The organism is Yersinia artesiana (assembly GCF_902726545.1).
GTDB classification, from domain to species: Bacteria; Pseudomonadota; Gammaproteobacteria; order Enterobacterales; family Enterobacteriaceae; genus Yersinia; species Yersinia artesiana.
The window spans coordinates 1-13,876 of the sequence record NZ_CACVAD010000058.1; the positions used below are offsets into that span (position 1 = coordinate 1).

Consider the following 13,876-nt stretch of genomic DNA (forward strand, 5'->3'; position numbering starts at 1 on the left):
GTCTTTAAATTTTGCTCTTTAGTAGCATATTTAACTAAGAATAATCTTAAATCGATCTAAATTAACGCCCATACTACTTTTTCGCCTCTATTAATCGCTGTAATAACAATATTCTATAATAATTACGCAATAGTATTTTCTTTCAACTATCCTATGTAACATGCTGTAATACATTCCAAGGACTTCATTTCATCATAATCCCATAATGAAAAATGGATGTTCGTGAAGTAGCTTTTATTGAAAACCAAACAAGTTGCTGGCTTAAGGGTTATATAATGTATAACGCATTCACGACACTGCTGCGCCCGTTGCACCGGCACAGAATTACTTTATTAGCGCTATTAATTTCCGGCCTTTCAGTTAATCCAGCGTTGGCAGAAACACAGTATGATTCATTAATCATCAAAGCCAGAGCAGGGGATACCGCGCCGGTCCTTGATTATTTACAAAAAGAATCTCAAGCCGGGCCACTTAATAGTGGTCAGGTTGATGACTGGCTGCAAATCGCCGGTTGGGCTGGGCGTGATCAGGAGGTCATCGACGTTTACGAGAGATATCACTCCTCGGTGAATCTCTCCTCGCGTGGACTGGCCTCTGCCGCGCGGGCTTATCGCAACGAAAAACGTTGGGATCAAGCTCTGGCTCTCTGGCAAAGCAGTTTGAAAAAAGACCCCACCAACCCTGATCTCATTACCGGTATGATCATGACGCAGGCTGATTCCGGCCGTGGTGGTGCGGCGTTACAACAGGCAAAAGAGTTGGCCGAGAGCAACCCTTCCGCGCAAAATTATATGACCCTGTCTTATCTCAATCGTGCCACTAATCGCAATTATGATGCGTTGCAGGCCTCCAGTGAAGCGGTGCGGTTGGCGCCCGAATCCGAGGAAGTATTAAAAAATCACCTTGAAATTTTACAACGAAATCGTATTGCTGATCCGGCGCTGCAACTGGCCAGAGAGAATCCGAAATTAGTGACGGCTGAACAGTATCGACAACTTGAAAGGGATGCGGCGGCTGAACAAGTTCGTATGGCGGTACTGCCAACACGCAGTGAAACTGAGCGTTTTTATATTGCTGATCAGGCCCTGGCGGATTATCAGGATTTGTTAACGCGCTGGAGTAAAGACCCTGAAGCACAGTCAGATTATCAGCGAGCGCGCATCGACAGACTCGGCGCGTTATTGGTGCGTCGCAACACCGCAGAGCTGATTAAAGAGTATGAAAGTATGGAAGCTGAGGGCTACAAAATGCCTGACTACGCCCGCCGTTGGGCCGCTTCTGCTTATATTGATCGTCGGATGCCAGAAAAAGCCGCACCGATCCTCACCAGCCTCTATTACGCCGACGGAAAAACATTCCGTAATAGTGATGATTTGCTTGATGCTGATGATCTCTATTACGCGTTGAATGAAAGTGAGCAATTGGATAAGGCTCATCAATTCGCCAAGAACTACAGCGAGCAAACACCTTATCAGGTAGGGGTCTATGGCCTGCCGGGTAAAGAGCCAAATGATGATTGGATGGAAGGCCAGACCTTGTTGGTGCAATCTTTGGTCGCACTGAATGATTTGCCTGCTGCCCAGAAAAAACTGGAGACGCTATCCAGCACCGCACCCGCAAACCAGAACTTACGTATTGCTTTGGCGGGTGTTTATCTGGCCAGAGATTTACCGCGCAAGGCTGAGCAAGAGCTGAAAGCGGTAGAGTCGTTGGCACCACGCAGCCTTATTCTGGAACGTGCGCAAGCCGAAACAGCGATGGATTTGCAGGAATGGCGTCAGATGGAATTGTTAACTGATGATGTCATTACGCGATCCCCGGAAGATGTCCCTTCGCAAGAGTTAGACCGTCAACGTAAAATTCATAATATGTATGAACTGCGCGTAACGGGTAACCGCGTCATCTCCTCTGGAAGCCCCATTACCGGTGATAAAGATTACGGCCTTGAGGCGATTTTATATAGCCCACCTATTGCCGATAACTGGCGCGTATTTGGCGGCGGGAGCTTTGATAATGCCCAGTTTGAAGAGGGTAAGGGTATCAATCGTGCGACCCGATTAGGGGGCGAATGGACTTCCCGTGACCACTGGGCGGAAGCTGAAGTGAATAATCAGAATTATGGTTTTGGCAATAAAACCGGATTCCGTTTAGCAACCTGGTATGACTTTAATGACCATTGGCGTGTGGGTGGTCAGGTGGAGCGATTGGCAAAAGATACGCCGCTGCGGGCGATGAAAAATAATATCACTGCCAACAGTGCCTCGGCCTTTGTATTGTGGAAAGCCGATGATCGCCGTGATGTTGAATTTAATGTCACTCCGTCTGATTTCTCTGACGGTAACAACCGTTGGGAATACGAATTGAATGGGCGTCAGCGCATCTGGACAGGGCCTTATCTGACGGCTGATTTCAATTTAGGCTTAGCCGCCAGCACTAACACCAAAGAAGACGTGATTTATTACAACCCGAAAAGGGATTTCACCTACCTTCCTGCGGTTACCCTGAATCATATTATGTATCGCCATTATAAAACTATCTGGAGCCAGCAAGTGCAACTGGGTGTAGGCGGCTACTGGGAGAAAAACTACGGTAATGGCCTGGTCACTACGGCAAGTTATGGGCAGCGAGTTCAATGGAATGATGTCGTCGATACAGGTTTAGCCGTTACCTACGACAAGCGCCCCTATGATGGTGTCCGTGAACATGACCTCTCACTCGCTTTTGATTTGAATTACCGTTTCTAAGGGAAGTCGCTATGGCGAAGATATTATTTTTTATCCGAATACTTGTAGTTGGAATGATAACGCTGCTGGCTTCAGTCTGTTATGCAGAGAAACCGGTATTTGTTCCACCTGCCGAGCGCGCATTGCCGCTCAGTGAAAGGCCGTGGCAGAAGAATACGTTTGTGGTGATTGCTTATCATGATGTTGAAGATGAGTCAGCTGACCAACGTTATTTGTCGGTAAGAAGCAGCGCATTAAGTGAACAATTGGCCTGGTTGAAGGACAACCGCTACAACGTGGTGTCTGTCGATCAGATTTTAGCTGCGCGTAATGGTGGCACTCCTTTACCGAATAAGGCGGTGTTGCTGACATTCGATGATGGTTATAGCAGTTTCTATAACCGTGTTTATCCCTTATTAGAAGCCAATAATTTAAGCGCTGTGCTGGCTCCTGTGGGAACGTGGATAGATACACCGGCCAATAAAAAAGTGGATTTTGGCGGTTTAAGCACGGATAGGGACCGTTTTCTGACCTGGAAACAGATCAGTGAAATGGCGAAATCAAAACTGATCGAAATTGGCGCACATACTTATGCTTCACACTATGGGGTGATTGCCAACCCACAAGGGAATACTGAACCGGCAGCAGCCAACCTGATGTATGACCCCAAAACCAAAAAGTATGAGACCGAAGCCGCATTTAAGCAGCGGATGGAAAAAGACATCTCGTTGATAACTGAGCGCATAGTTAAGGCCACCGGCAAGCAGCCGCGGGTGTGGGTGTGGCCATACGGTGCGCCAAACGGCACGGTGCTCAACATCTTGCGCCAACATGGCTACCAGATGGCGATGACACTGGAACCGGGTATTGGTAACGTCAATGATCTGATGAATATTCCACGTATTCTGATCAGTAATAACCCGTCATTGAAAGATTTCGCCCAGCTTGTCACCTCGGTGCAGGAAAAAGACATTATGCGAGTGGCGCATGTCGATTTGGATTATCTCTACGATCCAGATCCGGCGCAGGAAAAGGAAAATCTGGATAAATTAGTTCAGCGAATTTCCGATTTACGTGTCACTACCGTGTTTTTACAGGCATTTTCTGACCCGAAAGGCGATGGCAATATTCGCCAGGTTTACTTCCCGAACCGCTGGATCCCGATGCGTCAGGACTTGTTTAACCGCGTCGCATGGCAATTAGCCTCCCGCCCGGATGTTGATGTTTATGCCTGGATGCCGGTATTGGCGTTTGAGATGGACTCATCTTTACCGCGCATTCAACGTATTGATCCGAAAACTGGTAAGACCAGCATTGATCCGGACCAATATCGCCGTCTGTCACCGTTTAACCCGGAAGTGCGGCAACGCATCATCGATATCTATCGTGATATGGCCTATAGCGCGCCAATTGATGGCATTCTTTATCACGACGATGCCGTGATGTCTGACTTTGAAGATGCCTCACCCGATGCGATTCGCGCATACCAAAAAGCCGGTTTCCCAGGTTCCATTGCAGAAATACGTAAAGATCCGGAAACCATGGCCCGCTGGACGCGTTATAAGAGTAAATATTTGGTTGATTTCACCAATGAATTGACCCGTCAGGTCCGTGATATCCGTGGCCCGCAAGTCAAATCAGCCCGTAATATATTTGCTATGCCGATTCTTGAACCGGAAAGCGAAGCATGGTTTGCGCAGAATCTCGATGATTTCCTGGCTAACTATGATTGGGTTGCCCCGATGGCAATGCCGTTAATGGAGAAGGTGCCGTTATCAGAGTCTAACGAGTGGCTAGCGCAACTGGTAAATAAAGTTGCACAGCGCCCCGGCGCACTGAATAAAACTGTTTTTGAACTGCAATCGAAAGACTGGACCAAACCAGAAGGCAGTAATGCCATCAGTGGCCCAATACTGGCAGGATGGATGCGCCAGTTGCAGTTAAATGGCGCGCAAAATTTTGGTTACTATCCGGATAACTTTATCACTGGCGAACCACCGCTAAAAGATGTCCGCCCTGTGCTATCTTCTGCCTGGTATCCTTTATATGATCGATAGAATTATTGCATTACTCATCCTATGCCTGGTGCTGAGTATTCCCGCGGGCATGATCCTACTCTTTACCGGCGACGTGTTGCTGAATTTTGTCTTCTTCTATCCGCTGTTTATGTCCGGTATCTGGATAACTGGCGGTGTCTATTTCTGGCTAAAGCGAGAAAGACATTGGCCGTGGGGTGATGATGTGCCGCCCCCGGAGTTGAAAGGCAATCCACTGGTGTCAATTCTAATCCCTTGTTTTAACGAGGGGTTGAATGCGCGGGAAACCATTCACGCAGCACTGGCACAGACTTACACCAATATCGAAGTGATCGCTATCAACGATGGCTCCAGTGATGATACGGCGCAAGTGCTGGATGCCTTATTGGCTGAAGACCCACGCTTGCGTGTTATTCACCTGGCCCATAATCAGGGCAAAGCTATTGCCTTGCGGATGGGGGCAGCGGCGGCGCGCAGTGAATATTTGGTGTGTATTGATGGTGATGCTTTGCTGGACAGCAAAGCGGTGCCTTATCTGGTCGCGCCATTGATTGCTAACCCGCGTACCGGAGCGGTAACAGGCAACCCGCGCATCCGTACCCGTTCGACCTTGATTGGCCGGGTTCAGGTCGGGGAGTTCTCTTCTATCATTGGGCTGATTAAACGAACTCAGCGGGTTTACGGGCAAGTGTTTACCGTTTCTGGCGTCGTGGCGGCTTTTCGCCGTAGAGCATTGGCGGATGTCGGTTACTGGAGCCCGGATATGATAACTGAAGATATTGATATCAGTTGGAAACTCCAGATAAGACATTGGTCAGTATTCTTTGAGCCACGGGGCCTGTGCTGGATTTTGATGCCAGAAACCTTAGGGGGTTTGTGGAAGCAGCGCCTACGCTGGGCGCAGGGTGGGGCCGAGGTTTTCCTGAAGAATATGTTCAAGCTGTGGCGTTGGCGTAATCGCCGAATGTGGCTATTGTTCCTTGAATATTCACTGTCTATCACCTGGGCCTTTACTTACCTGTTTAGTATCATCCTGTTCCTGTTGGGGCTGGTTATTACCTTACCACCGGGCATTCATGTACAGACCGTGTTCCCGCCAGCCTTTACCGGCATGGTATTGGCCCTGACCTGTCTGTTGCAGTTTGCTATCAGTCTGGTGATTGAACGGCGCTATGAGCCTAAACTGGGTAATTCGCTATTTTGGATTATTTGGTACCCAATGGTTTATTGGATGCTCAGTTTGTTCACCACCGTTGTTTCGTTCCCAAAAGTGATGCTGAACACCAAACGTAAACGTGCACGCTGGGTCAGTCCAGATCGCGGGATTGGGAGGGTTAAACCATGAGTGTGCCTCTGATTCATACTGAGCAGCGGCTGCTACCGCGCTTAATTGATATTATCATTACTGCTTTGGCTTGGTTCGGTTTTATCTTCCTGTTTGTGAAGGGCTTTTTGGATATGATCCACCGCGCCCCGAACATGGGGCCGATTCCGTTCAGAATGTACATTTTGGCCGGTCTGACGACGTTGGCGCTATATGCAGCCATTGCAGCATTTAATGCCATTGTGTTGATTGTTTGGGCCAAATATAACCAGATACGTTTTCAGGTTGAGCGCCGTGGGCACCGTCCTCATTTGGATGACGATGAACTCGCCGATAGCATGGAAATGACGGGGGAGATGATTGCCCAATTAAAAGCCGGTTCGTGCCTCACCCTGTATAACGATGAGCACGGGCAACTGTTGGAAGTCAAAGAGGGGTTACAACTCCCCGAAGTGGCACCGGTCGTTAATTTGCGACGTGGGTAACAGGTAATTATCACTGAATACCTGATAGCAGGCCAATGTGTGCTTGTATCAGGTATTCAGAACCAACCAGTATGTTATTTCCACCTAAGTTAATCGTGCCAAACTTCACTTTTAATCTCCCCCTTTCTTTATATATTGCTATGATTTACCCGATCTTGTTACGGGCAGTCATAATGAATATTCCTATGGAAGCGACATGACAACGGGAGCACACAGTGAATCAAAACCCTTTCGGACAAATTATTGGTGCAGAATTACCGCAATGGCAATCAGCGCTGCGGCCTCAACGAGAAATTTTATCGGGACATTTTTGCTATTTGGCTCCCGTTGACTCAGATAAACATGAGGCGTCTTTGTATCAGGCATATCACCTGATTCCCGATGCCAGTGACTGGACCTATTTTTATTGTGAGCGGCCAGAGAGTGAAAATGATTTTCAGCAATACCTGCAAACATTAATTAATGCGAAAGATGCTTTGCATTATACCGTAATGGATGCGCAAGCCGATGTAGCGTTAGGAACGGTTGGCTTACAACGAATTGATGAAAAGAATGGTGTGATTGAGATTGGCTCAGTTAATTGGTCACCGCGCTTAAAACGCAATTCAGCGGGCACTGAGGCCATCTATTTGCTATTACATTATGTATTCGACAAATTAGGCTATCGTCGTTGTGAGTGGAAATGCGATTCTTTAAATGGGCCTTCAAATGCGGCGGCAATGCGATTTGGTTTTCAGTATGAAGGGCAATTTCGGCAGGCGATTGTGACCAAAGGACGTAACAGAGATACCAATTGGTATTCTATCACTGACCGCGAATGGTCATTAATTAAACAGGCATTTAACGATTGGTTAGCGATGGAAAACTTTGACAGCCAAGGCAAGCAAAAGACACGTTTGCAGGATTTAAGAATTAGCCGCTAATACTTGTAAAATGATATAGTGCGATATTAAAAACAATTAGAGTAAAAAATAAACAAACTAAAAAGTTATATTTTTTTACATTTTGATATCGCGAATTTTAAGAGTGTCATTATACTGTAATCATCTGGCGGTATTTTTCACACGGTGCACAGCTTAGGCTGTTATCTATCACTGCGGGGATCGCTAATGGTAAAGTCCATGATTGGGCTGTTAAGACAAAATCAAAGTTTTATCCAGGCGACTCGTTGTTACGAGGGCATAAGCTCCGACTCTCAAATTCCAGTATTACCATCATCATGTGCTGTTAATATATTATCGTCACTCGTATTCCCGTCCCCAGTTTCAACATCACGTAATAACTCCCCTTGCGATATTGTTTTCCTCCGGTCATTGAACCGGGTGTCGACTTTATTTGCATTTTCATTGGCTATTATTGGCTGCAAAGGAAGCCAAAACTGCATCTGTATATGAAACATAATCGCGCAGGCAATTTCTGCTGCGGTAGATGAATCAAACTGAAAGGTGCCACTATGGGAAGACAGAAAGCAGTGATCAAAGCTCGTCGTGAAGCGAAACGCGTTATTAGACGTGATTCACGTAGTCATCGTCAGCGTGAGGAAGAAAACGTGACATCGTTAGTGCAAATGGGCGGTGTTGAATCAATAGGTATGGCACGGGATAGCCGTGATACCTCCGTTATTCAGGCGCGTACGGAAGCTCAAGGTCATTACTTATCAGCCATAGAAAGTAAGCAGCTCATCTTCGCCACCGGTGAAGCAGGGTGTGGTAAAACCTTTATCAGCGCAGCCAAGGCTGCTGAAGCATTAATTCACAAAGAAGTAGATAGGATAATTGTGACGCGACCTGTACTACAGGCAGATGAAGACTTGGGCTTCTTGCCCGGTGATATTTCTGAAAAATTCGCGCCTTATTTCCGCCCGGTGTATGACATTCTGCTGCGCCGACTCGGATCTTCTTTCATGCAATATTGTTTACGACCAGAAATCGGTAAAGTCGAAATTGCGCCTTTCGCCTATATGCGCGGGCGTACCTTTGAGAATGCGGTGGTGATCCTCGATGAGGCACAAAATGTGACCGCCAGCCAAATGAAAATGTTTCTCACCCGTCTCGGCGAAAATGTCACGGTTATCGTGAATGGTGATATTACCCAGTGCGACCTGCCGCGTGGGGTGAAATCAGGTCTCAGCGACGCACTGGAGCGTTTTGCCGAGGATGAAATGATTGGCATCATTCGCTTTGATAAACAGGACTGTGTCCGCTCTGCGCTCTGCCAACGTACCTTAAATGCCTATTCATAACTCAAGGTTATGAATGGAGACCCGATAAAAAAGGGCAAGCGTTTATAGCGCTTGCCCTTTCAGATTACTGATAAAGTCAAATGAAGGGGAATCGTGCCGTTGGGGCCGCTCTTAGTTGCAAATACAAGTGCGTAAGCCACCGAAGTGCCCCTAGGTGCGGTAAACCCTTCACTCACTGAGCTATCAGCAGCGTTGCCTATCGCTACAACATAATCGTCATCATATACGCGGCAAACAAGGCCAGATGGGCGGTGCCGTTGAGCACGTTGGTTCTTCCGGTAGAGAATGAGATTTGCGACAGAATCAAGACACTGACCATCACCACGATATGCGGTGCTTCCAGACCAAAGTTCAGCTCCTGCCCAGTCAATACGGCAATTAAGGTTACCGCCGGTACAGTCAGGGAAATGGTGGCCAACACCGAACCGAAGAACAGGTTCATCGCCCGTTGCACCTGATTTGCCAGCACGGCTTTTAATGCGCCCAGCCCTTCCGGTGACAGGATAAGCAAGGCAATCAGGAAGCCGGTAAATTTGGCTGGTGCATTTAATTCAGTCAGCAGCGCTTCCAGTGGGTTGGCATCAAATTTAGTCACTGCGATTACCGCAACCAAATGAACCAACAGCCAAAATGTGTGCCACAGGCTACTGTGAGATGACGGCTTACCGTGATGTGGGTCACTTGGGTCATCGCCTTCATCTTCATGTTCGTAGACAAACAGATTTTGGTGGGTTTTGGTCTGGATCAGCAGGAAAACACCATACATCGCCGCCGAAATAGCAGCAACTACCAGTGATTGCGCCACGCTAAAATTGCCACCGGGCAGGGTACTTGGCAATACCAACACAATGATAGCCAGGGGGAAGATAGCCATCAGATACTGTTTGATACCGACCAGATTGACGTGCTGGGTAGCAAATTTACGCCCGCCAAGCAGCAACGACACCCCAACCAATCCGCCGATAACAATCATAATGATGGAATAGAGTGTGTCGCGCATCAAGGCGGGAGCGGCATCACCTGTTGCCATCATCGCCGAGATCAAACTGACCTCCAGCACCACCACCGACAGACTAAGAATCAATGATCCGTAGGGTTCACCCAAGCGGTGTGCCAAAACGTCAGCATGGCGTACCACACTGAAAGCACTACTCAGGATACCGACCAGGGCAATCAAGTTGATAACGATGACGGCGGCGAAATTGCTGGTATCCCCCCAGAGATTAAGAATAACCAGCGCGATAATAGGCAGAATAAGGGAGTATTCGTTATGGCGAGATTTAGATCGGCCAGGATCATTTTGCGACTTCATTTCGAGCACGCTCCTAATAACTTTACTGCATTAAACGGGCATTAGAGCCATTTAACGATAATTAAGCGCCATATTGCAGGCTAAGTAGCTTTAAGACTAACAAATAACAAGGAATTGTCGCAGGGAATTTACAAGGTTTTAACGGGTAATGGTAAAAAAAGAGTCAACAAAATGGACATCAGGGGATAATGTCCATTGATTTTAAAGATATTAATGAGATCTAGTTGTCAAGATTGTCCATGACTTCATGACGTTGGTGATGATAGTCCTCTTCATTGAGACCTTCACGCCAATAGGGGACGGCATAAAGTTGTTGGCGTTCGCAGCCTTTCTCTCGACGGAGATAACGGCGTAGCTGCACCACCATCCGATCTTCACCGGCCAGCCAGAATGTAGCTTCCGCCATCGGCAGTTCGAGTGCGCAGAATTGGGTGATAACTTCATCGGTTTTTTCAGTACCACCAATGACCCAACTCAGTTCAACACCTGCCGGTTTCACCAGATTAAGCACATCCTGTGGGGTATCGACACGAATAATGGCATGGCCCTGCGCATCGGCGGGTAATGTTTCTAACAGTGCCGCAATGGCAGGCAATGAAGAAGGGTCACCAACCAGATAGCTGTATTCAGCCGCTGGCAGCATGGTTTCAGGGCCGCCGGGATTGGTAATGCCTATCCAGTCACCTGATTTAGCATGGCGGGCAAAATTAACCGCTGGGCCGCTGTGGTCATGCAGCGCAAATTCAATATCTATCTCACAAAGCTCAGGTCTGACGGCCCGAACAGAGTAGGTTCGAACAATCGGGCGTACTTCTGCGGCTGGCCATTGTGGGCCTTTCTCACCAAGCACTGGGAGTTCCGGCTGTGCCTGGTGTGCTAATGGCAGGAAGACTTTTAAATGAGCGCCGGCACAATCTGCCGGGTAATTGTGCAATGTTGGGCTGTAGAAAGTGATTCGGCGTAGGTGTGGGGAAGTGTCTACCACCTTTTGGACTTGCACCAGGCGTGGAGGGGTTGGACGGTATTTGGGTTTTGCTGCGGTTGATTCTGTGGTCACAGTTTATCCTTCTTATCTTATGGCGTTTTATTCTTGTTCATCAGCAGCATGGGGGCGGCTTATCAAGGCATAAATTATATCACCAACCAATGTTAATGATAATTATTTGCATGAATGGAGTGTAAGGAAAACGAAAAGAGTGATATACCCCCACCGGAGCGGGGGGCAAAAAATATGATTTAGCGCAGAATTAGCTAATAGGCTGCACGATAGCCATACGGCGGAAATGCATGCGTAGCCGCAACATGGTCACCAGAGCAACAATCATCACCGCCATGGCGGCAAGAGGGAGTTGCTGTAATTGCAAGCCAAATGCCAGCAAGGTACCACCGAGCCAGGCTCCCAGCGCATTGCCTAAATTGAACGCACTCTGGTTAAAGGTTGATGCCAGATTAGGCGCATCGCGGGCTTGATCCACCACCAATAGCTGCAACATCGGGCAAAGGGCAAAAGCCACAATACTCCAGATAAACAAGGTCAGCACTGCCGGTAAGTAAAAACCAATGGTGTAATGCAATGCCAGCAGAATACCTATCAAAATGGTTATCAGACGTGTCATTGAGCCAACCAGATTTTTATCACCTAACCGACCACCCAGTACACTGCCGATGGATAATCCAACGCCAAGGATCAGTAAGACAATCGTGACACCATGTTCAGAGACACGGGTGACCTCGCGCAGCAGGGGGGCAATATAGGTGAAGACGGTAAACAGGCTGGTATTGGTTAATACTGATAGCAGTAAAGCGGTTTGCACTTTTTTCTGCATCAACGTTTTGAACTCTAATTTTGGGCTGATTTTCTTCATCGGAATATTGCTAGGTAACCAGGCGATCACGGCGATGATGGCGACAATACCAATGGCGCTAACGCCCCAGAATGCCGCACGCCAGCCGAAAGCCTGCCCAATAGCAGTGCCCAATGGCACACCGAGCACATTTGCCAGTGTGACCCCCATAAACACTAATGCAATTGCGCGCGCACGGCGATTGGGTTGCACCAAATCAGTGGCGACCACAGAAGCTAACCCAAAGAATGTGCCATGACACAACGCTGCAATAATACGCGCTGCCATCAGCAAGTTATAAGTTTCAGCCAAAGCACACAGAATATTGCCGAGAATAAATAAAACAATTAAACCCAACAGAGTTGATTTCCGCGGCACTCGTGCGGTTGCAATAGCCAACAAGGGAGCACCAATCACCACTCCCATGGCATAGACTGATACCAACATTCCGGTTTTAGGAATACTGACCCCGAGATCATGGGCGACTTCTGGTAATAGTCCCATAATGACAAACTCGCTGGTACCAATGCCAAAGGTAGCAATGGTCAGCGCAATAATAGCCAACGGCATGAATGACTCCTGAACCGGCTCAACGGGCATGAAGAGGCTGAAGAATAGTCTTTGCAGGTGAATTTAATCGGCCGATTCTAGCACTGCCCCAAAAGAGCGTCTAACGGCAAAGTGCTATATTAAAAAGTTATTTAATATAGCTGATTTTATTTTTGGGTATTAACTGGCGTGAAGCTGGTTATTTTCTACAAATCTTTATTTTTTTGATAATTAAGCCTATTTTTCAATCTTTCGCTGATAGCCAACTTTCTGTAATAAGGCATTCACTTTGCTTAGTACAAAAAAACATAAGCAACGGTTTTTTTGTATTTGTTTGTCGCTATTATCCCCGCGATTCTGTACATCAATCAGAATGAAAGGGGCAAAGTATGAATTTCCAACAGCTTAAAATTATTCGGGAATCGGCCCGTTGTAATTACAATCTGACTGAAGTAGCAAACACATTATTTACCTCGCAATCGGGTGTGAGTCGGCATATTCGCGAGTTAGAAGAAGAATTGGGTATTGAGATATTTGTTCGGCGTGGAAAACGCTTGTTGGGAATGACTGAGCCGGGCAAAGAGTTACTCACAGTCGCGGAACGCATGTTAAATGATGCCAATCAAATTCGCCGCCTGGCTGATGTCTTTAGCAACAATGATAGCGGCCAGTTGCATATTGCGACCACGCATACTCAAGCTCGTTACAGTTTACCGCGGGTGATAAAAGAGTTTCGTCTGCTGTATCCACAGGTCAAACTAGTTATTAGTCAGGGAAATCCACAAGAAATCGCGGCGATGCTGCAATCTGGTGAGGCTGATATTGGGATTGCCACTGAAGTACTGATGAGTGATGAATCTGTCGCGGCATTTCCTTATTACCGTTGGCATCACGCGATAGTGGTACCCGAAAATCACCCATTAACACAAGAGCCAAACATTACGCTGGAAACCTTGAGTACCTTGCCATTAATTACTTATCGCCAAGGGATCACCGGCCGATCACGGTTGGACAATGCCTTCAAAGGTGCCGGGTTAACCCCCAATATCGCTCTCAGCGCGCAAGATTCCGATGTGATTAAAACCTATGTCGAGCTGGGTATGGGGGTGGGGATTCTGGCGGATATGTCCTACGAAGCACATCGTGACAAAGGGTTGGTGCGCCTTAATGCCGAGCATCTGTTTGACGCGAATACAGTGTGGCTAGGATTAAAACGAGGTCAGTTACAACGTAACTTTATCTGGTTCTTTATCCAACTCTGCAATCCAACACTTTCTCTGCATGATATTAAAGAGAAAGTGTTGGCAGAAGCATCAGACGAAGTGGTGATTGATTACCAGATTTAGTCTGTATGTGAGGCA

The 13,876-nt window shown here is 47.4% G+C and carries 10 protein-coding genes; 7 read left to right on the forward strand and 3 right to left on the reverse strand.

Features of this window, described 5'->3' with window-relative positions; translation table 11 throughout:
* Nucleotides 1–275: 275 nt before the first annotated feature.
* The 6 genes from pgaA (at nucleotide 276) to phoH (ending at nucleotide 8,810) form a co-directional block, all read left to right on the forward strand.
* Entirely contained in the window at nucleotides 276–2,744 is a 2,469-nt protein-coding gene (pgaA, locus tag HU019_RS17100; protein WP_174850032.1) for a poly-beta-1,6 N-acetyl-D-glucosamine export porin PgaA, read from the forward strand.
* 11 nt (nucleotides 2,745–2,755) lie between these two features.
* The gene (gene pgaB / locus HU019_RS17105; protein WP_174850031.1) at nucleotides 2,756–4,780 is read left to right on the forward strand and encodes a poly-beta-1,6-N-acetyl-D-glucosamine N-deacetylase PgaB; all 2,025 of its coding nucleotides are present in this window, start codon (nucleotides 2,756–2,758) and stop codon (nucleotides 4,778–4,780) included.
* Entirely contained in the window at nucleotides 4,770–6,104 is a 1,335-nt protein-coding gene (gene pgaC / locus HU019_RS17110) for a poly-beta-1,6-N-acetyl-D-glucosamine synthase (RefSeq protein ID WP_005164390.1), read from the forward strand. Before pgaB ends, pgaC begins: the two co-directional genes overlap by 11 nt.
* Nucleotides 6,101–6,568, forward strand: a complete 468-nt coding sequence (gene pgaD, locus HU019_RS17115) for a poly-beta-1,6-N-acetyl-D-glucosamine biosynthesis protein PgaD (RefSeq protein ID WP_174850030.1) — start codon at nucleotides 6,101–6,103, stop codon at nucleotides 6,566–6,568. Before pgaC ends, pgaD begins: the two co-directional genes overlap by 4 nt.
* A gap of 215 nt (nucleotides 6,569–6,783) precedes the next feature.
* Nucleotides 6,784–7,491, forward strand: coding sequence for a GNAT family N-acetyltransferase (locus HU019_RS17120; protein ID WP_174850029.1), 708 nt, complete (start codon nucleotides 6,784–6,786; stop codon nucleotides 7,489–7,491).
* Nucleotides 7,492–8,021: 530 nt separating this feature from the next.
* Entirely contained in the window at nucleotides 8,022–8,810 is a 789-nt protein-coding gene (gene phoH / locus HU019_RS17125) for a phosphate starvation-inducible protein PhoH (RefSeq protein WP_145555614.1), read from the forward strand.
* Between the two features lie 202 nt (nucleotides 8,811–9,012).
* Here phoH and chaA read toward each other — a convergent pair whose 3' ends face one another.
* The 3 genes from chaA to HU019_RS17140 all read right to left on the reverse strand — a co-directional run bounded on the left by chaA (nucleotide 9,013) and on the right by HU019_RS17140 (nucleotide 12,536).
* On the reverse strand, nucleotides 9,013–10,122 hold the full coding sequence (gene chaA, locus HU019_RS17130) for a sodium-potassium/proton antiporter ChaA (protein WP_174850028.1): 1,110 nt from the start codon (nucleotides 10,120–10,122) through the stop codon (nucleotides 9,013–9,015).
* A gap of 220 nt (nucleotides 10,123–10,342) precedes the next feature.
* Nucleotides 10,343–11,179, reverse strand: a complete 837-nt coding sequence (locus HU019_RS17135; protein WP_174850027.1) for a siderophore-interacting protein — start codon at nucleotides 11,177–11,179, stop codon at nucleotides 10,343–10,345.
* A 190-nt stretch (nucleotides 11,180–11,369) separates the two neighbouring features.
* Nucleotides 11,370–12,536, reverse strand: a complete 1,167-nt coding sequence (locus tag HU019_RS17140; RefSeq protein WP_174850026.1) for an MFS transporter — start codon at nucleotides 12,534–12,536, stop codon at nucleotides 11,370–11,372.
* 368 nt (nucleotides 12,537–12,904) lie between these two features.
* Between HU019_RS17140 and cbl the strand changes: the two genes are divergently transcribed.
* Nucleotides 12,905–13,861 (forward strand): HTH-type transcriptional regulator Cbl, encoded by a 957-nt coding sequence (cbl, locus tag HU019_RS17145; RefSeq protein WP_174850025.1) that lies wholly within the window; start codon nucleotides 12,905–12,907, stop codon nucleotides 13,859–13,861.
* Nucleotides 13,862–13,876 lie beyond the last annotated feature (15 nt).